Raw genomic sequence first — 20,681 nt, forward strand, 5'->3', positions numbered from 1 at the left:
AAAAAGTATGAAGTGTTTCCAACTAGGTTTAAATTTGCTTCCTCGCTATACCCAATGGCTTAAAGTCCCAATAATGGAAAAATAGTAAATACTGCTCATGTTAATAGGAGCGGATATAAATGTGGACCTAATTAGGGCTTGCTGAACATATTGCCTTTTAGGCCACAGAGGCTGACGGCACAGATTCAGCAGCAGTCTGAAAATCGGCAAAAAGAGAACGCGCAGCTTGCGTTCGAGATTCATAACAAGCAGTTGCAGAGCAATGACCGTTTCGCTTGTCTCTCGAAGGCGTGCTCGAATACGCCCCAGTCCGTAGGAGCGTTTGCCTTCTCCGAATTTTCCTTCGATCGCGTTACGCGTTGAAGCATCCTGTCTGGCCTGGTTCCGATCGGGTTCCGCTTCTTTCTTCGGACGTCCTAAGTTTGGACCACTCAGACGGATGCCGTGCTCCTTACAATAGCGAAGGTTCTCCCGGTTTCGGTAGATTTGGTCGGCTAGAATGGCTTCCGGATAACATCCATATCGCTGGACGAACGACTCCACGGAAGCTTTCAGTGTCATGCTTTCGTTGAAGTTATCCCAGGACAGCTTCTCCATTCGAGCGTAACCGTCCACCAGACTGATCGCCAGCTTTGCCCCAAACTCGACGGGAGCATTCACTTTCCCGCGGACAATCGGCCGTACATGCGGTTGGGAAAGACTGACGATTCGATCTTCCACCGAGTGTGTCCGTTTGTCGTACATCTCTTGCTGTTGACGATACAGCTCGGAAATGACGAGCAATTGCCGATACTGCTGCGAACCCAGTTGATTCAAGCTGCTTTTCGCTGCCAGCATTTCGATGATGCCAAGATTACGCGAAACATAACGAAGCTGTTTGCCAACCGCTTTCCGGATGGATTTGGCACCCGTTCGCCGTTTCTTGGCGATCTCGAGGTAGCATTTGCGGGCGGTTTGACGATACGTTCTCGGTTTCTTGGCCTTCCCGACGAAAGGCTCGTGCAGAACATCGATGATCGCTTCGAGTTTTTCCCGCGCCTCGTTCAATAATTTCAAATCGGTCGGATACGAGATGTCGGCCGGTGCGCAGGTCGCGTCGAGCATCAAGGTGCCTTTGTTGCATGGTTTCTCTTTGCTTTTGCCGTCTTCATTAACGGATGTTCCATCAGAGCCATGGCCGCTGCCTGGAGGATCTTGAGGATCGCTCTTGTTTTGTTCCTGCTTCTTTCGCTCTGCGTCCTCTTCCAAAATCCAATCGTTGATTCGTTCAATGACATCCGCACCCAATCGCTTGCGGAAATGGGTCAACAGCGAGTGATGGAACGGAGGCTTATCTTGGAACGCCGGCAGCCCAAGGAAGTACTGGTAGTACGGATTTTCGGTGATCTGCTGGACCGTCTCTCGATCATCGAGCTGCATACGTTCCTGAATGTACAGCGCTCCCAAAGCCATACGAACAGACAAGGGGATCTGGCCGCGCATTGATTTCTTGAACGACTTCGCGTAGAATTCTTCTGCCCGCCACCACGGGATGATAGCGGCCAGTTGAACCCAACGGTTCTCCTTATTTAATTTACCGCCAAACGGCAAGTAGAAATCTTCGAACAACTGAAGCTGGCTTTCGGTTCTACGATACATGTTGGTTCACTCCACGTGCACGATTTTTTGCAAGAAATTCGCATTTTCCTTGCATTTTATTTCGAGTTAGAGTCCAGAAATCCTTGTAAAACCTTTGAAAAATGATTGTTCAGCAAGCCCTAATTATATTGCATATCAGAATTTTTTAGAAAAGGGTGTTCATTTTGAAAAATAAAAATTTATCTAAAGAAGCCATCCAAGCGTTAAAAGCAAAATTAGAGGAAAACGGAGGATCTATTGAAATGCAGCGAGGGAGTGGAGATGTGTCCAGAGTAACCTGTACCTTCAATCCACCTGCAACGGTTAATGAACTCAATGATTTTGTGAGGAAAACCAAATTTATACTACCGGAGGACTACATTAACTTTTTAAAAATATGTAATGGTTGCAGATTATTTGATGATATCGAATATGGAGGAGAGTCCGAACTCTATAGTTTAGAAGAAATATTACTATACACTTATGAAGATCCGTTTTATGGAAGATTTAAAATTGCTTATATTTATCAAGATAATATTGTGATTGATTTTAGGAGGTATATGGAAGGAGATAAAAATTATTTAATGGTGAAAGATCATTTATCAGGTTTTGACGAGTGCATTGCTCTTGGAATGAGTTTTGGGCTTTGGCTTGATAAATTTATCAAGAGTCGGGGAGAAAAATTCTGGAATTGTCCTTAGATTATAATTTAATCTATTAAAGAGAACCTTATACATTGACCTTTACCGTTAACGGTGTCCGCTATCTTGATGAGGAAAGTTTTAACGAGCTGAAAAAAAGTGATTTGGTAGCTGATGCTTACCGGATTATTGCGCTGGACGACTCTTCTTATCGCTTTGTACTGGAGTTCCGTAAACCGATGAAATATGAGATGCAGGAATATTCCGATCCGGCGCACTGACGCTGTCCGAAGATAAAAAGGCAGGAGAGAAGATGAGCTACTCGGTGAGAACCGAAACCTACAGCGGTATAGATTGTGCCAGACTGGAAGAAAGTCTGTACTACGGAGAGAACGAGACAGGCATACGCGTGCTGAAGGAGAAAGGAGATCAATTTTACATCGAGCTTGGCTCCTTGGCGGATGAAACGGAAGCGAACCATCTTGCAGCAATAATGAATGATAAATACGGACGAAGTTCCAGAAGGATTTCGGATTTAAAGTATTTGTTGAAAAACGATAAATGCGGAAGCGATTCTCAGTGGTGTCTGTGCTGGGATCGCTTTTTTCCTCCTGGAGCCTCTCAAATCGGTAAGCAATTCCTCCTAGTTGATGGGCCAACTGTTTTTGTTGGAATTCCATTAGTTACGATTCCGTTCAGTTCCGAGAATATCTATGAAACGCAGGAACATCATGGTATCATGTAAAGTAGAGCAGAAATGGCTGCCAATGGAATTGGTGATTTGTTCCACGTGGAACAAATTTTTTGTTCAGGTTCTCTCCTTGCAGGAAATAGGTGCCTGCTTGGAGAATAGATAGGATAGAGGATAGCTGTATCCAATGCATTAGCATGGATATAGCACGGGTAGGCTTTTCATGTAGGTATGGATTACGGATTATACAATCCGATGGAGCAGAGCAACTGCCGCTTCTTCAAGTGTCTGGCATTATTTTGAAGTTAGGTGGTATTATCGGATATGAAAGAACAACTGTCTCGGTTATTCGGTTTTGCAGAGCGGGAAGCGCTGGATGAGGTCAAACAGCTTCCGGTGAACGAGATTGTCACCAGTCCTTATCAGCCGCGCACCATTTTTGATGATGAACGAATTGATGAATTGTGTCAGACGATTAAGACCCATGGTGTTATACAGCCGATCGTGGTTCGGCAGCGCAACGGCAAGTATGAGATTATTGCCGGGGAACGGCGTTGGCGAGCCGTGAAAAAGCTGGGCATGGACACCATCCCGGGGATCATTCGAGAAATTAATGATTCTCAAGCGGCGTCTATTGCTCTCATTGAGAATTTGCAGCGTGAAGGGTTGACCGCGATTGAGGAAGCGGTTGCTTATCAGAAGCTGATCGATCTCCATGATCTGACACAAGAAAGCTTGGCGCAGCGATTAGGCAAAAGCCAATCGACGATAGCCAACAAGATTCGGTTGCTTCAACTTCCCCAAGCAGTCAAGACAGCTCTGATGGAACGCAAGCTGACGGAACGTCATGCCCGGGCACTGTTGAGTGTCGATTCGGAAGAATGGCAGCTCAAGCTATTGAATGAGATAATTACGAAAGAATTGAATGTAAAGCAGACGGAAGCGAGAGTCGCTTTCTATAAAGAAGTCAATAAGGCCAAAAAGACGAAACGCATTTCGTTCACGAAAGATGTGCGCTTGGCCTTGAACACGATTCGCCAGTCGATTGATATGGTATCCGGATCCGGCCTGAAGATTAAAACGGATGAAACGGATTACGAGGATCATTACGAAATTGTGATTAAAATTCCAAAACGATAAAATGACGTCTTGAAGTCCAATAATGTGCTGCATGTCTACCGTTGCTTAGGATCGGATGAAGACGTTGGTGTTGTTCTGATGGCGGAACGTTAGGGCGGCAGCCAAGACGCCGCTCTTTTTATTGCATAGGAAAGCAATTGCAGTCTCGATGCAGCTGGAGTAGGCAGAAAGAATCAACATTGAGGTGAAGAGGAATGGCTAAAGTCATTGCCATTACCAACCAGAAAGGCGGCGTCGGGAAGACCACGACGACGGTGAATTTGGGTGCGGGTTTGGCGTTGCTAGGCAAGCGGGTATTACTGGTAGATATCGATCCGCAGGGCAATACGACAAGCGGAGTAGGGATCAATAAAGCGGATGTAGCCAACTGCATTTATGATGTCATCATTAATGACGTCCATCCCAAAGATGCGATCGTTCCTACGATGGTCGAAGGCTTACATATTATCCCGGCCACGATTCAATTGGCAGGGGCTGAGATTGAGCTGGTGCCGACGATTTCACGGGAAGTCCGGTTGAAGAAGTCACTGCAGCTCGTGGCCCATCTATATGATTATATTTTGATTGATTGTCCGCCGTCCTTAGGGATTTTAACGATTAATTCGCTGACGGCTTCTCATTCCGTCATAATTCCAATTCAATGCGAGTACTATGCCTTGGAAGGATTGAGCCAACTGCTCAATACGGTAAGACTGGTCCAAAAACATCTCAATACATCCCTGCAAATTGAGGGTGTGCTGCTGACGATGCTGGATGCGCGTACGAACCTGGGCATTCAAGTCATCGAAGAAGTGAAAAAATATTTTCAACAAAAGGTGTATCAAACGATCATTCCTCGGAATATCCGTCTGAGCGAAGCGCCGTCGCATGGACAGTCGATTATGACCTATGATCCGAAATCGAAAGGCGCCGAGGTATATTTGGAACTTGCGAAGGAAGTGATTTCATATGAGTAAGCGTTTAGGACGTGGCTTGGATGCGCTCATTCCTTCTTTATCCGTGAACGATGATGATAAGGTTATGGAAGTATCCTTGCAGCAATTGCGTCCGAATCCTTATCAGCCGCGCAAAAACTTCGATGAACAGTCGATTCAGGAGTTGGCCGAGTCGATTAAGCAGCATGGTGTCATTCAGCCGATTATTGTTCGGAGCGTTGTCAAAGGCTACGAAATCATTGCAGGGGAGCGCCGTTACCGGGCTTCGCAATTGCTCGGACTGCCAACGATACCGGCGGTGATTCGCAGCTTTTCCGATCAACAAGTGATGGAAATTGCCCTCATTGAGAACCTGCAGCGGGAAAATCTGAACGCGATCGAGCTTGCCCTTGCTTATCAAGGACTCATGGATCAGTTCTCGCTTACGCAGGAGGAACTGTCTGTAAAGGTAGGCAAATCACGATCGCATATTGCCAATTTCCTGAGATTGCTTCAGCTTCCGGAGGAAGTAAAGGAATATGTTTCACGTGGAACACTGTCGATGGGACATGCACGCGCTATCGTAGGCGTAAAAGATACGACGAAAGTGAAGCAGCTTGCGAAATCGACGATCGATCAAGGGTGGAGCGTCAGACAACTGGAAGAAGCGATACAGCAGCTTCACCAGAAGAACAAACCGGCAGACAAACCGAAGACTGTTCGCCATGACCCATATCTGCATGAAGTAGAGGAGAACCTCCGCGAGCAATTCCGCACCACGGTCCGGATAAAGCAAAATAAAGACAAAGGAAAAATTGAGATTGCGTATTTCAGCAAGCAGGATCTGGAACGATTGCTGGAAATGCTGCAGACCGTTTCTTCCAAATAATTTTTGCAAAAAAGCTGGACACTTGGTTGTCATCCTTAGCCCAAAGGATTAAACTAAGAATGCCAGTTTTTTTCTGTTTTGAGACCCGATTTTCCGGGAAAACTCCGGTCTGAAACGTCCGATTTCCAGGGATTTATTGGGACAGAAAAGGTTACAAAAATGTTCTATTTGTCCATGCCGGGATAAGGTAAAGTTATAGATAGAATGAGGTGGATGAGATGCGCGGAAGAGCGGATGCGCCTTCGATCATTTATATGGATCATGCAGCCACCTCGTGGCCCAAGCCAGCATGCGTCATGAAAGCGATGCAGCGGGCGATGCTGGAAGAAGGAGGAAAACCGGGGAGAGGCGGGCACCGCATGGCCGTGAAGGCAGGCAAGCGCATTCTTCATGCGAGAGTGGCGGTGGCCAAGCTGTTCCAGGTGGCGAATCCGGTAGATATTGCCTGGATGGCCAATACGACGATGGCGTTGAACACTGCTATTCATGGCTACGTCCGGCCAGGGGATCATGTCGTAGCAACGGGTGTCGAGCATAACTCAGTTACTCGTCCGCTGGAGTGGTTGATGCGCCATTATCAGGTTCAGGTCACTTATGTCGAAGCGGATGCGGACGGAACGGTCGATCTGCAGCGGATTCGGCAGGCCATGAAGCCTCATACCCGGCTCGTGATCTGCAATCACAGCTCCAATTTTTTCGGTTCCATCCAACCGGTAGGGGAGATTGCAGCCATTGCGCATGATTATGGCGCGAAGCTGCTTGTGGATGCTGCCCAGTCGGCGGGGCTGCTGCCCATCTCGGTGGCGGCGCTTGGCATTGATATGCTTGCTTTTCCCGGCCACAAAGGTCTGCTTGGGCCACAGGGAACCGGAGGACTATATATTGACCCGGCTCTCGATGTCCATCCTCTCGTACAGGGCGGAACGGGAAGCTATTCCAATGAAGCGGTTCACCCTGCGACACGGCCCGATTGCTATGAAGCGGGGACGCCGAATACAGTCGGTATCGCGGGGTTGGAGGCTGGAGTACGATTTGTGCTCCAGGAGACGGTTGAGGCCAGGTATAAGAAGGAATGGGAACTGGCGCAGAAGCTGATGGAATCAATCGAGCGGCTGCCAGGCCTTCGCGTCCTTGGGCCTGAACTCGGCCAGCCGCGAACGGGGATCGTATCGCTGGTCAGCGAACGTATCGATAGTTCCGTCCTGGCTCATCGTCTCGATCGGGAGTTCGGTATTGCGGCGAGGGCGGGGTACCATTGCACTCCTGCGGCCCACCGGACTGCGGGGACGTTGGAATCGGGCGCGCTGCGCATTAGCGTCGGTTGGAATACGACGGAGGCGGATATCGAACGAGTAACGGAAGCTCTACATTGGTTATGCATCGGATAAGCTAGAGGCAGGAGAGAACAGAAACCTATGATGAATGAATTATGGAATGAATATTTACCGCTGGTCGTACTGTGTACGGCAGGGCTATCTCTTATGTTACTATTATTGGTATGGATTCAGGGCGTGAAGCTTCGCAAGCTGCGGCGGAAATACATGTCCATCATGGGGGAGAGCGGCGTAGAGCAGCTCGATCTGGTGCTGTCCAGCATGCATGATGACATGAGCCGGTTGCGGACCGGAATCGAGCAGCATCAACGGCGCATTCAGCAACTGGAAGGAGCCGCTGCCAGAATGAAATCCCATGTCGGCATTCAGCGCTATAACGCCTTTGCTGAGCATGGGAGCGAACTGAGCTTCTCGGTTGCCTGGATCAACGATGACCAAGACGGCATTGTGTTGACAGGCATTCATGGGCGGGATCATTCCTATGTATACGCGAAGCCTGTGGAGAAAGGCCAATCCACGTATTCCTTATCACCGGAAGAAAAGCAGGCCCTTGAAGCGGCGGCAGCCAGCCGTGGACAAGCCGCCTCGGCGAAGGCAGACAGAGATTAGTTAGCCGGGGTTGTCCCTGCGATCGATTGATGAATCACTTCTCCGATCAGTTCGGCCATGCTCATGACCAGATGAAGCCGAGTATTTTGCAGCACGAAATATTCCATGAAGCCTCCGACGTTGACGATGCCGGTTATGTGCATGTCGCCGACCGGGGGCAATTGTTTGTTCACCCCTGCGCCCGGACGAACAGGACCATGCTGGATCTGAACCGCGCCTACGCTGCTGCTCTGGCCAAGGCAGGCATCAACCGCTAAGATGAAGGTATTCGGGTCTTCCTGCCGCAATTCGTCCAGCTTGTCCTTCAAATTCATGGCATGGACCGGTTGCTGAAGCGTTCCGAAGACGCGGTATTGGGAAGTAGCGCGCTTGACCAGATACGTGCCGACGAGCGGGCCAAGGCAATCCCCGGTGGAACGGTCGGTGCCGATGCAGACCACCGTCAGCGACTGGTAAGGGGCGCGCATGCGCAAATGCTCGCGGCAGGAATGGACCAGCGTCGTCAGCGCTTCCGGCGTGTTATAATCCACTTTGCACGGCGGACAATCTATTGGAGCGGGAGAATTGAAGAGAGAATAACTCACGGCGCAACCTCCGTTTCTACGAAATAGTAGTAACTAGTATATGGATGAAAGAGGAGTTTTATACTCGGATGAAGGAAATCATACTTTTGAGGAAGGAAGCGCCGTCATGAATGGAATAGAAGCGGAAGAATGGCTGCTGGCCTTTGATTCTACCCAGCATGCGCTGCGAATGGAAATGCTGATGGAATACCTCGATCTGGACATTGACACTTGTCCGACGCCGGCGCAGATTACGGCAGGATGCGCGCTGTCCATTCAGTTCCAGCCTGACGATCTGGAGGCGGTCCGGACGCTGATTCGAACCGAGCGGGTCGAGATTCGCGGGATATTCTATAAGCAGGATGATAAATATATTCAATTGATAGAATCGATAGAGGAGTGAGAGGATGCTGCAGGCAGAACCGACAGAGACGAACATGATGGAGCAGAACATCGAACAGACGGTCAGCATTTTTCAGAAATGGCAGCATCAGATGATGGACTGGATCACGGATCCTTCCACATGGGAATGGCTGATTATCAAGTCCATTCGGATCGTGCTCATTATTCTCATCTCCCGGATTGCGATTAAGGTGCTTTTCCGCATGATTGACCGAGCGATAAGCAAGAAGGGAAGTGGCAATCTTGCGCTTAACCCGCGCCGGCTGCTCACGATTGTGAAGATGCTCAAAAATGTTACCTCATTGACACTCAATTTCACGATGATTATGTTCATCTTAATGGAGTTCAACGTCAATCTGGCGCCGCTGCTGGCCGGGGCAGGGGTCGTTACGTTTGCGATCGGTTTCGGCTCGCAGAGCCTGGTGAAGGACGTGATGACCGGTTTTTTCATCATTTTCGAGGATCAGTTCGCCGTAGGGGACGTTGTGAAGGTAGGGCAGTTCCAGGGTACGGTGGAAATGATTGGACTAAGGTCTACTAGGATACGCAGCTGGACAGGGGAGATACATATTATCCCCAATGGAAGCATTACGGACGTAACCAACTACTCGATCAGCAATTCATTAGCGGTAGTGGATGTTGTCATCGCGGCGGATGAAGATGTCGATGAGGCGGTTGTGAGAATGGAGAAGACATTGGCCGCCTTGCCGGAGCGCGAACCGAATGTAATTCGGCAGCCGCAGGTGCTCGGAATTCAGACGATGACCCGCACCGAGACCACGATACGCATCATCGCGGAATGCAAGCCGTTCACCCAGGCGCAGGTGTCCAGACTCATCAATCTGGAGGTTAGAAAAGCGCAGCATCGCAAAGAAGAGGAAGCGGCAGCGATTGAAAATTATGAAGGAAAGGGGCTCTCGACGAATGGAACGTAAGCAATTTCAACTGGGGGATATCGTTCAAATGAAAAAGCCGCATCCATGCGGCACGAATGAAATGGAGATTATCCGTATGGGGATGGATATTCGGATTAAATGCGTAGGCTGCAAGCACAGCGTGCTCATTCCGCGGGCCAAGTTCGAAAAAAGCATGAAAAAAGTGCTTCGTTCGGCAGAGGCAGAGGGCAAAAAAAAAGTGGAGTAAAATATCTTGCATTTTTATAGTTCATGTGTTAAAATGAATTGTGCTGTGGAAAGGTACCCAAGAGGTCCAAGGGGGCTGACTCGAAATCAGCTAGGCGTGTCAAAGCGTGCGTGGGTTCGAATCCCACCCTTTCCGCCACTTTCACTTTTGTTCCACACTTTGGTATGATACCGGAGTTTAATGATTGATACATACGTTAGAGCGTTGGCTGCTTGCAACGACTAACTAAGCGGATACCTCTTACGCGAACTAAGCGTAGGAGGTATTTTGTTTATTGCATCAATATGGTTTACCCTGTCCCCGAAATAGGATATAATGCCATGCAATAGAATGGCTTTATAGCGATTGTTATACGTCTACTTGATTTGGGATCTGTGCGATTCCGTGACTCTGGCCTTCACAGTAACATACACAAATGAAAGGACTCCGCGGGTGCGGTGTCCTTTCCTGGTTGACGGTGCTTGATTAGACTTGCTTTACTTCACTTCTTCATATGGCTTAGGTTCATCTATCATATGGCTGACCATACAAGATTCGTGTTTCAGACTAAAGTGTCTTTGGCACAACCCCTCGCTTCTCTTATGACGTTATCGTAAAGTGTGTGTCGTCACTCGGGTGTTTCGCTGCAATGTTCAACGGAACCCACCTCGCTTCGCACCGTCAGTCGTTATTATGGCTGTTCATGCCGGTTTTATGCGCGGGTAAAATTTGATTTAATGTGTAAGAGCGTGGGATTTCTTTTTCCATTTGCGGTCTTTGTTGGTCGTCTCCGGAAACGTTTCGCCTTTTTTCAAGCGAATCTGCTTCGGATCCTGAATCTCGGTGTGGAAGCTCGCCTCGCCTACCTCCATGTAGATACCGTCGTTGGGCGCTTTGTCTCCCGGCTCGAATTCGGTCTGTTCACCCATCCTTGCCACCTCCTGACATCGGCAGACTTGTCTCTTCCATTGTATTGTTCGCGTCCGGGTACAGGTTCATAAGTGGAGAAATGTAGGAGGGCGCCTGCTCCCATGAGATCTTCCGCTTTGGTGAGGGACTAAACTGCATGAATCGGCCGAGACAGCAAAGGAATGGCTTGCACCATAGCCCTGTTTTTGTTATATTTATTTAGTGCGAGTTTTCTCGCTCCTTGCTCCTGACACACCGATCAGGGGCCTGAAGTCCAAGAGGAGGTGAACGTGAAATGCGCAAATACGAATTGATGTACATCATTCGTCCAGACATCGAGCAAGAAGCTGTCCAAGCTGCAGTCGAAAAATTCCAAGGCGTCATCTCTAACGAAGGCGGGGAAATTACGAAACACGACGTGATGGGCAAACGCCGTCTTGCTTATGAGATCAAGAAGTTCCGCGACGGTATCTACGTTCTCGTGAACTTCACTGCACAACCTGCAGTCGTTGCCGAGTTGGAGCGTCAACTGAAGATCTCCGACGAAGTTATCCGCCATCTCGTAACAACAGACGTGGCTTAATTGCCAACCATCGTATTTCGTAAGGATACGTCGAAGGAGGGGATTACATGTTGAATCGCGTGATCTTGATTGGTCGTCTAACCCGTGACCCTGAATTGCGCTATACGCCATCCGGAGTTGCTGTGACGCAATTTACGTTGGCGGTCGATCGTCCGTTCTCGAACCAGAATGGCGAGCGGGAGGCGGATTTCATTCCCGTGGTCACATGGCGGCAGTTGGCAGAGACTTGCGCCAATTATTTGCGCAAAGGTCGGCTAACGGCCGTGGAAGGCCGAATCCAAGTCCGCAGTTACGACAACAATGAAGGGAAGCGCGTATACGTTACGGAGGTTATCGCCGATAATGTGCGATTCCTGGAGTCCAACCGCGACAGCGGAGGAAGACGTGACGATATGGGCGGAGGTTATGGCGGCGGACAGCCGAACAATAACTCGCGGCCATATGGCGGAGGAGGCTCTAGCCAGTCCCGCGGTCCGGCAGCGGATCCATTCTCTGACGACGGCAGACCGATCGATATATCTGATGATGATTTGCCATTTTAATAGGGAAAGGACTGAATGGAATGAGCTTCAAGCAAAATGAAGGCGGCGAACGCCCTGAGCGTCGTTTTGGCGGCCGTAAAGGACGCAACAAGCGCCGTAAAGTATGTTACTTCACTGCGAACAAAATTACGCACATCGATTACAAAGACACGGATCTGTTGAAGAAATTCATCAGCGAGCGCGGTAAAATTCTGCCTCGCCGTGTAACAGGAACAAGCGCAAAGTATCAACGTTTGTTGACTGTAGCGATCAAACGCTCCCGTCAAGTAGCGTTGCTGCCATACACAACCGAGTAATACAAGAGAGCAGCCGGGTCATCAACCCGGCTGTTTTTATGTCTTCATTTACATGTCTATCCGCAAAAAAATCGCAAATTTCCCCTTAAAAATCCATTAATTATCCCCATATTTTCAATATTTACACCAAAAATGTGACCAATCTGTATTTTATTTTTTGGTCAAATACATGTAAAATAAAACTTGTTGTTTTCTGTAATTCGAAAATGTATGGTAAGATCCAATGCAATACCTCATGGCTCCACTCATGCGACAGCCTATAAATTAGAAAAATCGGACCATGAGCAACTAGGGGTAAGCCGAACATGAAGTGAAGGCGGCTTCAACTTCTTGGCTCGACCGGGAAGAGGGAGCCGGGTTGAACCGAGTGTCGATCGGCAGGATGCGCCATTCATCAAGGGCGTGTCCGGGAGCATAATATGCTAAAGGAATGCATCGCGCGGATTGCGTCTTATGGGGAAGACGCGGCGGGAAGAAGCGATGTTTCATTTGTTGATCCAGTTGTGTAATCATCCGGCAAAGGGGTGCGGCCAAAGAACTTGCCCAAGAAAGAACAGCAAAGAGAAAACAGGGCAGCGGGCAGGGCGCTACAAATTCATTAAAAAGGAAGAAGTTGATAGCATGAAAAAATATAAAAAATGGTGGATAGCCTTCCTGGTCATCGCCATCATCGGATTCGGAGGGTTTTTCTTCCGCAAGCAGATCGCCGTCTTGGCGTTCGACATGTTCCTGTCGGGGCATGTGGAGGAAACACTGGAGAATTCGTACAAACCGATTGAAGGTAAAGAGGAAGTTATCCGCAAGGTTACCGAGCCGTTCTCGGTGTTGCTGTTAGGGATTGACGCCCGCGGCAATGAAGTGGGGCGTTCCGACACCATCATTTATTCCGTCGTGCGGCCGGAAGACAATAAAGTTCTGCTGCTGTCGATTCCACGCGATACGTACACCGAAATTATCGGCAAAGGGTTCGAAACGAAACTGAACCATGCTTATGCATACGGGCAAGCGAAAATGAGCATGGAGTCGGTGGAGAACCTTCTGAAGCATAAAGTCGATCATTACGCGACCATTAACTTTCAGGGCTTGAAGGATGTCGTCGACGCGCTGGATGGGGTAGAGCTCCCGATCAAGGAAGACATTGTGAACAAGGATCCGAACCACGAGAAATTCCGGATCGAGGCGAACAAGCCAATTTACAATGGGCAGGAAGCATTATACTACGTCCGCTATCGCGAGGATTCCGACATGAACCGGACGATGCGGCACCGCACCTTCTTGAACGCCATCATGCACCGGGCAATCGAAATGGACAAAATCGGGCGAATTCCTGAACTTATTCAAATTATGGGTGATAATTTCTCGACCGATATTCGTCCTAAATTCATGATTGACCTGGCGAAGACGATGTTCACGCAGTCGGATACGCCGCAAATCAGCAGCTACATGCTGCATGGCGACGGCAAGATGATGAGCAATGTATGGTATTATATGGTTGATGAAGAAGATATGGATTATGTGCAGAAGCTGCTTGATAATTGGCTGGATCCGAACACGAAGAAGGCCGATCTGATGGAGCCGCGCGAAGTGAAGGAAGATTAAAACGGATAGGAGTCAGTCGTGATTGCGGCTGACTCTTTGTTTTTGATAAGGGAAATGTGTTAATTTAATCTTAGGGAGAAAAATGGCCCCTGCTTGACATGAGGAGGAGACCACGCGGATGAATATTGCTTTTTTCTTGACACCAAAACATGAAGTCGTATGTTTGACGGTGAGCGCCACCTTGCGTCAAACCTTGGAAAAAATGGAGCATCATCGTTATACGGCCGTGCCAATATTGAATGACGAAGGGGAATTCGTCGGGACGGTTACCGAGGGAGACCTGCTGTGGCATATGAAAAATTCGAATGGGAGCATCACCTTCGAGAACGCATCGCGCTTTTTGCTCAAGGATGTGCCCTTGAATGTCCGTCATAAAACCGTGCGCATCGATTCGAATATGGAGGATCTGATCAACTTGGCCAAGGTGCAGAACTTCGTTCCGGTCGTGGACGATATGAACCGCTTCATCGGCATTGTCCGGCGCAGTCAAATTATTGAATATTGCGAGCAGTTCACGTCGAAAGCCATGAATATCAACTAAATATGGTATAATCAAGAATGACGGTTTTATTGGGGACAGGGAAAAAATAAGGAAGTTAGCCCCGGTTCTTGCGTAACGAACGGAATAGAACCAAGAGGGAAGAAGAGCTTCTCAAGAGGTGAATAGGTTGAAATATCGCTGGTCATCGTTAGCATGGGCGGTTGCGGCGCTCGTATTGTTATTATCCATCCTACAACCGATTCAGGTGTTGACGATGAGTGTTATGGCGGTGCCGTTTGTCATGCTCTACGCAACACAATCCCTGCGCGGATTTATTCTGCATGGGGCGGCATTGTTATTGCTTGTGTATGTTCTGCTCGGCAGCTTAGGGATGGTAGGCGTGCTGACGGGTGTATATTTTATGATTCCGGGAATCGTATTCGGTCATATGTTCAAGCAGAAGCGGCCGGCCTTGAACGTATATGTAGCGGGAACGGCCACATTCCTCGTGGAATCCCTGCTGCTGTTGGCGTTCGCCAAGCTGGCATTCGACTTCAACGTGTATCATTACATTATGACGCTGATGAACGAGAGCATGGCAGGATTGCAGCAGACGACGCTGTTCCCGGCGGATCTGACCCAGGAGATGAAGGAGCAATTCGTCATCCTGCTCAGCCAGATGATCCCGTTCATGCTGATTATCGGCGCGCTCTATATGGGCACCATTACGTATGCCATTAGCCGGGCGCTGCTCACTGCCCAGGGGATCGCGGTCCAGAAGCTGAAGCCGGTGCGGCAATGGATGCTGCCGCGGGCCTTAATCTGGTATTACTTAATTACGATCATCCTCGATCTGATCGTGCAGAAGTCGTCAGGAAGCTTCCTGACCCTGATCTTGATCAACCTGGTGCCGCTGCTTCAACTCGCCTTCATGGTGCAGGGCATCGGCTTCCTGTTCTTCCTGGCGCATTCGCGTAAATGGAACAGGGCTATTCCGGTCGTTATCACCATTGCAGTCATCTTTGTGCCATTGCTCCATGGCATTTTGCGAATTATCGGAATCGTGGATCTGGCCTTTCCGCTGCGGCAGGCCATGTCCAAGCCAAAAGCGTAGGGTGAGAAGCTATGCCTAAAATGTTGTTCCAACGCTGGTATTTCAAGCATATCATCTGGATGTTCGTGCTGCTCGTCGTGGTCACGGGCGTCCTCGCTTATTACAACTGGATGGTCGGCTTACTTGCCTTCGCCGGCATCGCCGCATTGGCTGTGGCTTCGCTGGCGGCGGAACGCAAATTCCGGCAAGAGACCGAATTGTATCTGACCACGCTGGGGCTCCGCGTCAAGCGGGCCGGAGAGAGCGCCATCGTCGATCTTCCCTACGGCATTCTCCTCTATAGCGAGAACCGGACTATCGAATGGCATAATCCTTATGTCGCGCAGCTTGTGGAGCAGGACGGCCTGGTCGGCGATGAACTGGGAGAGGTCTTCCCTCAGCTTCAGACCGGCAAGGATTTGGAGCACTCCCAGGAGCTGTTCATCGGCGGTCGCATCGTCCATGCGGATATTGTGCCGGGGGAGCGCGTCGTCTACTTCACGGACATTACCGACATCTGGACCCTGCGCAAGCGGTACGAGGAAGAGCGCATCGCGGTAGGAACGGTCATTATGGACAATCTGGAAGAGTCGACCCAGGGGATGGAGGACCAGCAGCGGACCGGGCTCATCGCGCGGGTCGCCGGCCAGATTACGGAATGGGCGGCAGAGAATGGGATTCTGATTCGCCGGCTCTCTTCGGAGCGGTACTTCCTCGTTATGGATGTTCAGACATTGAAGGCGCTGGAACAGACGCGGTTCGTGATTCTGGATGAAGTGAGAGAGGTGCTGTTCGGCAATAAGCTCCCGGTTACGCTTAGCATGGGGATTGCGGCCGGAGCGGACAGCATTGCCGAGCTCGGCCGGATGGCTCAGTCGAGCCTGGATATCGCTTTAGGCCGGGGCGGGGATCAGGTCGCTGTCCGCATGGGCCAGCGGCTGTCTTTCTATGGAGGCAAGTCGAACGCGGTCGAGAAGCGGACGCGGGTGCGTGCTCGCGTCATCGCGCATGCGCTGCGCGACTTCATCCAGCAGAGCGACGCGGTGTTCATTATGGGGCATAAAGTGCCGGATACGGATGCGATCGGTTCGGCGATCGGCGTGCTGCATGCGTGCCGGATGCTCGAAGTCGAGGCGTATATCGTGCTGGAGGACAGCAATCCGTCCATCGATCGGATGGTGGACCAGCTGCGGAAGGACGAGATTCTATGGTCCCGGTTCATTACCCGCGGCGAAGCGGTCGAGATGATTACCGAGGCCAGCCTCGTCGTCGTGGTCGATACCCACAAAGCTTCCTTGGTGGAGGAGCCGAAGCTGCTTCGCTCGGAACGGATCGTCGTCATCGATCATCATCGGCGCGGCGAGGAATTCATCAACGACGCGGTGCTTGTCTATCTGGAGCCGTATGCGTCGTCCACGGCCGAGCTTGTCACGGAGCTGCTGCAATATATCCAGAATCGGATTAACTTGAGCATGCTGGAAGCGACCGCGCTGCTGGCGGGCATCACGGTGGACACGAAGCATTTCACGCTCCGGACCGGGTCGCGCACCTTCGATGCGGCTAGCTTCCTCCGCCGCCAAGGCGCCGATCCGCTGCTTGTGCAGCGCGTATTGAAGCAGGATCTCGATGAATATATCGAGAAGGCCGAGATTATCCGGCGCGCGGAAATGCTGTATGGGCATATCGCTCTCGCGGTAACGGAGCCGGGACGCAAATATTCACAGTTGCTCATCGCCCAGGCAGCTGATACGCTGTTGAATATGACCGATGTGCTGGCATCGTTCGTAATTAGCGAACGTCCGGACGGACTCATCGGGATTAGCGCGCGATCGCTCGGGCAGATGAATGTCCAGGTCGTGATGGAGCGGCTGGGCGGAGGAGGCCATCTGACCAATGCGGCCGTGCAGTTGGCGTGTCCGCTCGAGGAAGCGGAGGCCAAGCTGAGACGCGTGCTCGAAGAAATTGATGCGGAAGAGGGGTTGTTCGAATGAAAGTCATTTTGTTGCAGGATGTTAAAGGACAAGGCAAGAAGGGGCAAATCAAGGAAGTCTCCGAAGGATATGCGCAGAACTTCCTGTTCAAGCAGGGACTTGCGCGTCCGGCGACGGAAGGCAATCTGAAGACCCTGGAACAGCAGAATAAATCGGAACAAAAACGCAAGGAGCAAGAGAAGCTCGATGCGGAGAAGCTCGCTGCGACCTTGAATGAGACGACGGTGCCGCTGAAGGCGAAGGCCGGAGAAGGCGGGCGCCTGTTCGGGGCGATTACGACGAAGCAGATCGCGGAAGCGCTCAGCAAAATGAAGCTCAAAATCGATAAGCGTAAGATCGAACTGGACGAACCGATTCGTTCACTCGGCTATACGAATGTAACCATAAAGCTGCACCCGGATGTAAAGGCGACAGTGAAGGTTCACGTCACGGAGGAATAAGATGAACGACTTGTTCGTTGATCGAATTCCGCCGCAAAATCTGGAGGCGGAACAAGCGGTACTCGGCGCGATTCTGTTGCAATCCGAAGCCCTGATTACGGCAATGGAACGGATCCAGCCGGAGGACTTCTACGATCCGGCTCACCAAATGATCTACGAGGCGATGATTGAACTCGGCGAGGAGAATCAGCCTGTCGATCTCGTTACGCTGACCGCCAAGCTGCAGGCGAAGCAGCAGCTGGAGGATGTCGGCCGCATCTCGTATCTGACGAAGCTGGCCAACGCGGTGCCGACGGCGGCCAATGTCGATTACTATGCGCAGATCATCGAAGAGAAGTCGATGATGCGCCGCCTTATTCGGACCGCGACCCAGATCGTGAGCGAAGGCTATTCCGGCGGCGATGACGTCTCCGGCCTGCTGAGCGATGCGGAGCGGCGGATTCTGGAGATATCGAATCGCCGTTCGTCCAGCGGCTTCATCGCCATCAAGGATGTGCTAATGGATGTCTATGAGCGGGTCGAATTCCTGAGCCAGCATCAGGGCGGGACGACGGGGATTCCGTCGGGATTCCCCGATCTGGATAAGATGACGTCCGGCTTCCAGCGAAGCGACCTCATTATTGTGGCGGCCCGGCCTTCCGTAGGGAAGACCGCGTTCGCGCTCAATATTGCCCAGAATGTCGGCGTGCGGGCGAAGGAGACGGTGGCGATCTTTAGTCTCGAGATGTCCGCCGCACAGCTCGTTCAGCGGATGATCTGCGCGGAATCGAACGTGGATGCCGGACGCCTGCGTACAGGACAACTGGAGGACGACGATTGGGAGAAGCTGACGATGTCGATTGCGGCGCTGTCCGAGGCCGAAGTCTATATCGATGACACGCCGGGCGTAACGGTTGCCGATATCCGGGCGAAATGCCGGCGCCTGAAAAAAGAGCGCGGGCTGGGCATGATTCTGATTGACTACTTGCAGCTTATTCACGGGCGCGGCAAGCCGGGAGAGAACCGGCAGCAGGAAGTATCCGAGATCTCCCGGACGCTGAAGCAGATTGCCAGGGAGCTGGAAGTGCCTGTCATCGCCCTCTCGCAGCTGAGCCGGGGCGTGGAGCAGCGTCAGGATAAGCGTCCGATGATGTCCGACTTGCGGGAATCCGGTTCGATCGAGCAGGATGCCGATATCGTCGCGTTCCTGTACCGCGATGACTATTACAATCAGGATACCGAGAAGAAGAACATCATCGAGATCATTATCGCCAAGCAGCGGAATGGCCCGGTCGGAACCGTCGAGCTCGTCTTCCTCAAAAATTTCAATAAATTTGTAAGCTACGAACGCAATCATCAGGAAATGCCTGCAGGATAGACATTTAATGGGATTCATAACGTGCGAGCGTTACTTTTCCGAACATTGATATATGGGCGGTACGTAACGTTCGCTTTTTTATTGACTTCGTCTTCCAACGCTGATACACTTAAAATGCTGCCTTCCGAAGAATGCAGCGAATATTGGTGTGTGAACACCCGACGGGGGTATGAAAATGTCTACAGTAGTCGTCGTAGGAACCCAATGGGGTGACGAGGGAAAAGGGAAAATCACCGATTTCCTCGCCGAAAGCGCAGATGTAGTGGCGCGATATCAAGGCGGTAACAATGCGGGGCACACGATCCTAATCAATAATAAAAAGTATAAGCTGAGCCTGATACCATCCGGCATCTTCTACAAGGACAAAATCTGTGTCATCGGAAACGGCATGGTGGTCAATCCAAAGGCGTTAATCGAAGAAATTGGATATATTCATGAAAATGGCTTCTCGACCGACAATCTCCGCATCAGCGATCGGGCGCATGTCATTATGCCATATCATATGGTGCTGGACGGGTTGGAGGAAGAACGCAAAGGACCGAACAAAATCGGGACGACCCGCAAAGGGATCGGCCCTGCCTATATGGACAAAGCGGCGCGCAACGGCATTCGCATCGTCGACTTGCTCGACAAGGACGTATTCGAAGAGAAATTCCGCCATCTCGCCAAAGAGAAGAACGAATTGATCCGAATGTACGGGGGCGAAGAGTTGGATATTGAAGCGACGCTCAACGAATATCTGCAATATGCGGATGCGATCCGCAAGTATGTCGTCGACACTTCCGTCGTGTTGAACGACGCGATCGATGCCGGCAAGAAGGTGCTGTTCGAAGGGGCGCAAGGCGTCATGCTCGATATCGACCAAGGCACCTATCCGTTCGTTACGTCTTCGAATCCGACGGCAGGCGGCGTCTGCATCGGTTCGGGCGTGGGACCGTCCAAGATCGAAGAGGTTATCGGCGTCGCCAAGGCTTATACGACACGCGTAGGCGACGGTCCGTTCCCGACGGAGCTGAACTGCGAGACGGGAGACTTCATCCGCGAAGCGGGCCATGAGTACGGCACCGTTACCGGCCGCGCGCGCCGCGTCGGCTGGTTCGACAGCGTCGTCGTGCGCCATGCCCGCCGGGTAAGCGGCATTACCGGATTGTCCCTGAACTCGCTGGACGTGCTGACCGGCTTGAAGACGGTCAAAATCTGCACGGCTTACAAATATCGCGATCAGGTGATTGAGCACTATCCGGCGAACTTGAACATGCTCGCGGAATGCGAAGCCATCTACGAGGAAATGCCAGGCTGGACGGAAGACATCTCGCAATGCAAGACAATGGAAGAGCTGCCGGAGACCACCCGCAACTATGTGAAGCGGGTATCCGAGCTGACAGGCATTCCGATCTCGATCTTTTCGGTCGGACGCAATCGCGAGCAGACGAACCAGGTTCGTCCAATCTACCGCTAATACATGAAA

At 50.9% G+C, this 20,681-nt stretch carries 24 protein-coding genes and 1 tRNA gene; 22 read left to right on the forward strand and 3 right to left on the reverse strand.

All coding sequences use genetic code 11. The features are described 5' to 3' along the window. Nucleotides 1-45: 45 nt before the first annotated feature. A complete protein-coding gene (locus tag OCY70_RS24595; protein WP_261945058.1) occupies nt 46-1,638 on the reverse strand; it encodes an IS5 family transposase in 1,593 nt (530 codons plus the stop codon). A gap of 164 nt (nt 1,639-1,802) precedes the next feature. Here OCY70_RS24595 and OCY70_RS24600 point away from each other — a divergent pair, with 164 nt between their 5' ends. The 8 genes from OCY70_RS24600 (at nt 1,803) to OCY70_RS24635 (ending at nt 7,835) form a co-directional block, all read left to right on the forward strand. Beyond that, nucleotides 1,803-2,318, forward strand: a complete 516-nt coding sequence (locus tag OCY70_RS24600) for an SMI1/KNR4 family protein (RefSeq protein ID WP_249725341.1) — start codon at nt 1,803-1,805, stop codon at nt 2,316-2,318. 35 nt (nt 2,319-2,353) lie between these two features. Further along, entirely contained in the window at nt 2,354-2,539 is a 186-nt protein-coding gene (locus tag OCY70_RS24605) for a hypothetical protein (protein WP_213429260.1), read from the forward strand. Between the two features lie 32 nt (nt 2,540-2,571). After that, a complete protein-coding gene (locus OCY70_RS24610) occupies nt 2,572-3,003 on the forward strand; it encodes a hypothetical protein (protein ID WP_213429261.1) in 432 nt (143 codons plus the stop codon). Between the two features lie 270 nt (nt 3,004-3,273). Further along, nucleotides 3,274-4,089, forward strand: coding sequence for a nucleoid occlusion protein (gene noc, locus OCY70_RS24615; RefSeq protein WP_213429262.1), 816 nt, complete (start codon nt 3,274-3,276; stop codon nt 4,087-4,089). A 194-nt stretch (nt 4,090-4,283) separates the two neighbouring features. Continuing rightward, the gene (locus OCY70_RS24620; RefSeq protein WP_006678734.1) at nt 4,284-5,045 is read left to right on the forward strand and encodes a ParA family protein; all 762 of its coding nucleotides are present in this window, start codon (nt 4,284-4,286) and stop codon (nt 5,043-5,045) included. Next, nucleotides 5,038-5,892 (forward strand): ParB/RepB/Spo0J family partition protein, encoded by an 855-nt coding sequence (locus OCY70_RS24625; protein ID WP_213429263.1) that lies wholly within the window; start codon nt 5,038-5,040, stop codon nt 5,890-5,892. The genes OCY70_RS24620 and OCY70_RS24625 overlap by 8 nt, the downstream gene beginning before the upstream one ends. Nucleotides 5,893-6,110: 218 nt before the next feature. Then, nucleotides 6,111-7,280, forward strand: a complete 1,170-nt coding sequence (locus OCY70_RS24630; RefSeq protein ID WP_213429264.1) for an aminotransferase class V-fold PLP-dependent enzyme — start codon at nt 6,111-6,113, stop codon at nt 7,278-7,280. A gap of 27 nt (nt 7,281-7,307) precedes the next feature. Beyond that, a complete protein-coding gene (locus OCY70_RS24635) occupies nt 7,308-7,835 on the forward strand; it encodes a DUF4446 family protein (RefSeq protein WP_213429265.1) in 528 nt (175 codons plus the stop codon). Here OCY70_RS24635 and yyaC read toward each other — a convergent pair. Further along, nucleotides 7,832-8,419: a spore protease YyaC gene (yyaC, locus tag OCY70_RS24640; protein ID WP_213429266.1), complete on the reverse strand. Its 588-nt coding sequence runs from the start codon at nt 8,417-8,419 to the stop codon at nt 7,832-7,834. The genes OCY70_RS24635 and yyaC overlap by 4 nt on opposite strands. A 106-nt stretch (nt 8,420-8,525) precedes the next feature. On the opposite strand from yyaC, the gene OCY70_RS24645 reads away from it, so the two are divergent. From OCY70_RS24645 to OCY70_RS24660, 4 genes are all read left to right on the forward strand, one after another. Further along, nucleotides 8,526-8,801, forward strand: a complete 276-nt coding sequence (locus OCY70_RS24645) for a DUF3343 domain-containing protein (RefSeq protein ID WP_213429267.1) — start codon at nt 8,526-8,528, stop codon at nt 8,799-8,801. A 4-nt stretch (nt 8,802-8,805) separates the two neighbouring features. Continuing rightward, complete coding sequence (locus tag OCY70_RS24650) at nt 8,806-9,735, forward strand: mechanosensitive ion channel family protein (RefSeq protein WP_213429268.1); 930 nt, start codon at nt 8,806-8,808, stop codon at nt 9,733-9,735. Next, on the forward strand, nt 9,725-9,943 hold the full coding sequence (locus OCY70_RS24655; RefSeq protein ID WP_213429269.1) for a DUF951 domain-containing protein: 219 nt from the start codon (nt 9,725-9,727) through the stop codon (nt 9,941-9,943). The genes OCY70_RS24650 and OCY70_RS24655 overlap by 11 nt, the downstream gene beginning before the upstream one ends. A 47-nt stretch (nt 9,944-9,990) precedes the next feature. Beyond that, a tRNA-Ser gene (locus tag OCY70_RS24660) sits at nt 9,991-10,081 on the forward strand. A 575-nt stretch (nt 10,082-10,656) separates the two neighbouring features. On the opposite strand, the gene OCY70_RS24665 is transcribed toward OCY70_RS24660, so the two are convergent. Then, complete coding sequence (locus tag OCY70_RS24665) at nt 10,657-10,851, reverse strand: YjzC family protein (protein WP_197256947.1); 195 nt, start codon at nt 10,849-10,851, stop codon at nt 10,657-10,659. Nucleotides 10,852-11,126: 275 nt separating this feature from the next. Between OCY70_RS24665 and rpsF the strand changes: the two genes are divergently transcribed. From rpsF to OCY70_RS24715, 10 genes are all read left to right on the forward strand, one after another. After that, nucleotides 11,127-11,414: a 30S ribosomal protein S6 gene (rpsF, locus tag OCY70_RS24670; protein ID WP_168178522.1), complete on the forward strand. Its 288-nt coding sequence runs from the start codon at nt 11,127-11,129 to the stop codon at nt 11,412-11,414. Nucleotides 11,415-11,461: 47 nt separating this feature from the next. Continuing rightward, entirely contained in the window at nt 11,462-11,956 is a 495-nt protein-coding gene (gene ssb / locus OCY70_RS24675; RefSeq protein ID WP_213429270.1) for a single-stranded DNA-binding protein, read from the forward strand. A 20-nt stretch (nt 11,957-11,976) separates the two neighbouring features. Next, nucleotides 11,977-12,252: a 30S ribosomal protein S18 gene (gene rpsR / locus OCY70_RS24680; protein WP_006678722.1), complete on the forward strand. Its 276-nt coding sequence runs from the start codon at nt 11,977-11,979 to the stop codon at nt 12,250-12,252. 621 nt (nt 12,253-12,873) lie between these two features. Continuing rightward, nucleotides 12,874-13,851 (forward strand): LCP family protein, encoded by a 978-nt coding sequence (locus tag OCY70_RS24685; protein WP_213429271.1) that lies wholly within the window; start codon nt 12,874-12,876, stop codon nt 13,849-13,851. Nucleotides 13,852-13,969: 118 nt separating this feature from the next. Beyond that, nucleotides 13,970-14,392 carry a CBS domain-containing protein gene (locus tag OCY70_RS24690; RefSeq protein ID WP_213429272.1) on the forward strand — a complete coding sequence of 141 codons (423 nt, stop codon included), beginning with the start codon at nt 13,970-13,972 and terminating at the stop codon, nt 14,390-14,392. Nucleotides 14,393-14,510: 118 nt separating this feature from the next. Next, nucleotides 14,511-15,446 carry a DUF2232 domain-containing protein gene (locus tag OCY70_RS24695; RefSeq protein ID WP_249725343.1) on the forward strand — a complete coding sequence of 312 codons (936 nt, stop codon included), beginning with the start codon at nt 14,511-14,513 and terminating at the stop codon, nt 15,444-15,446. An 11-nt stretch (nt 15,447-15,457) separates the two neighbouring features. Further along, complete coding sequence (locus OCY70_RS24700) at nt 15,458-17,416, forward strand: DHH family phosphoesterase (protein ID WP_213429274.1); 1,959 nt, start codon at nt 15,458-15,460, stop codon at nt 17,414-17,416. Next, complete coding sequence (rplI, locus tag OCY70_RS24705; protein ID WP_197256935.1) at nt 17,413-17,856, forward strand: 50S ribosomal protein L9; 444 nt, start codon at nt 17,413-17,415, stop codon at nt 17,854-17,856. The genes OCY70_RS24700 and rplI overlap by 4 nt, the downstream gene beginning before the upstream one ends. Before the next feature lies 1 nt (nt 17,857). After that, nucleotides 17,858-19,213, forward strand: coding sequence for a replicative DNA helicase (gene dnaB, locus OCY70_RS24710; protein ID WP_197256933.1), 1,356 nt, complete (start codon nt 17,858-17,860; stop codon nt 19,211-19,213). Between the two features lie 175 nt (nt 19,214-19,388). After that, nucleotides 19,389-20,672: an adenylosuccinate synthase gene (locus tag OCY70_RS24715; protein WP_213429275.1), complete on the forward strand. Its 1,284-nt coding sequence runs from the start codon at nt 19,389-19,391 to the stop codon at nt 20,670-20,672. The last annotated feature ends 9 nt before the right edge of the window (nt 20,673-20,681 follow it).

Source organism: Paenibacillus melissococcoides (genome assembly GCA_944800085.1).
GTDB lineage: Bacteria > Bacillota > Bacilli > Paenibacillales > Paenibacillaceae > Paenibacillus_B > Paenibacillus_B melissococcoides.

What these genes read in the sequence shown, in the direction of transcription:
- OCY70_RS24625 (WP_213429263.1), top strand. Translation starts at nt 5,038, where the DNA reads ATGAGTAAGCGTTTAGGACGTGGCTTGGATGCGCTCATTCCTTCTTTA.
- OCY70_RS24650 (WP_213429268.1), top strand. Translation starts at nt 8,806, where the DNA reads ATGCTGCAGGCAGAACCGACAGAGACGAACATGATGGAGCAGAACATC.
- OCY70_RS24665 (WP_197256947.1), bottom strand. Translation starts at nt 10,851, where the DNA reads ATGGGTGAACAGACCGAATTCGAGCCGGGAGACAAAGCGCCCAACGAC.
- OCY70_RS24595 (WP_261945058.1), bottom strand. Translation starts at nt 1,638, where the DNA reads ATGTATCGTAGAACCGAAAGCCAGCTTCAGTTGTTCGAAGATTTCTAC.
- OCY70_RS24635 (WP_213429265.1), top strand. Translation starts at nt 7,308, where the DNA reads ATGATGAATGAATTATGGAATGAATATTTACCGCTGGTCGTACTGTGT.
- OCY70_RS24620 (WP_006678734.1), top strand. Translation starts at nt 4,284, where the DNA reads ATGGCTAAAGTCATTGCCATTACCAACCAGAAAGGCGGCGTCGGGAAG.
- rplI (WP_197256935.1), top strand. Translation starts at nt 17,413, where the DNA reads ATGAAAGTCATTTTGTTGCAGGATGTTAAAGGACAAGGCAAGAAGGGG.
- OCY70_RS24655 (WP_213429269.1), top strand. Translation starts at nt 9,725, where the DNA reads ATGGAACGTAAGCAATTTCAACTGGGGGATATCGTTCAAATGAAAAAG.
- OCY70_RS24610 (WP_213429261.1), top strand. Translation starts at nt 2,572, where the DNA reads ATGAGCTACTCGGTGAGAACCGAAACCTACAGCGGTATAGATTGTGCC.
- rpsR (WP_006678722.1), top strand. Translation starts at nt 11,977, where the DNA reads ATGAGCTTCAAGCAAAATGAAGGCGGCGAACGCCCTGAGCGTCGTTTT.
- noc (WP_213429262.1), top strand. Translation starts at nt 3,274, where the DNA reads ATGAAAGAACAACTGTCTCGGTTATTCGGTTTTGCAGAGCGGGAAGCG.
- OCY70_RS24700 (WP_213429274.1), top strand. Translation starts at nt 15,458, where the DNA reads ATGCCTAAAATGTTGTTCCAACGCTGGTATTTCAAGCATATCATCTGG.
- OCY70_RS24630 (WP_213429264.1), top strand. Translation starts at nt 6,111, where the DNA reads ATGCGCGGAAGAGCGGATGCGCCTTCGATCATTTATATGGATCATGCA.
- OCY70_RS24645 (WP_213429267.1), top strand. Translation starts at nt 8,526, where the DNA reads ATGAATGGAATAGAAGCGGAAGAATGGCTGCTGGCCTTTGATTCTACC.
- rpsF (WP_168178522.1), top strand. Translation starts at nt 11,127, where the DNA reads ATGCGCAAATACGAATTGATGTACATCATTCGTCCAGACATCGAGCAA.
- OCY70_RS24690 (WP_213429272.1), top strand. Translation starts at nt 13,970, where the DNA reads ATGAATATTGCTTTTTTCTTGACACCAAAACATGAAGTCGTATGTTTG.
- OCY70_RS24715 (WP_213429275.1), top strand. Translation starts at nt 19,389, where the DNA reads ATGTCTACAGTAGTCGTCGTAGGAACCCAATGGGGTGACGAGGGAAAA.
- OCY70_RS24685 (WP_213429271.1), top strand. Translation starts at nt 12,874, where the DNA reads ATGAAAAAATATAAAAAATGGTGGATAGCCTTCCTGGTCATCGCCATC.
- dnaB (WP_197256933.1), top strand. Translation starts at nt 17,858, where the DNA reads ATGAACGACTTGTTCGTTGATCGAATTCCGCCGCAAAATCTGGAGGCG.
- ssb (WP_213429270.1), top strand. Translation starts at nt 11,462, where the DNA reads ATGTTGAATCGCGTGATCTTGATTGGTCGTCTAACCCGTGACCCTGAA.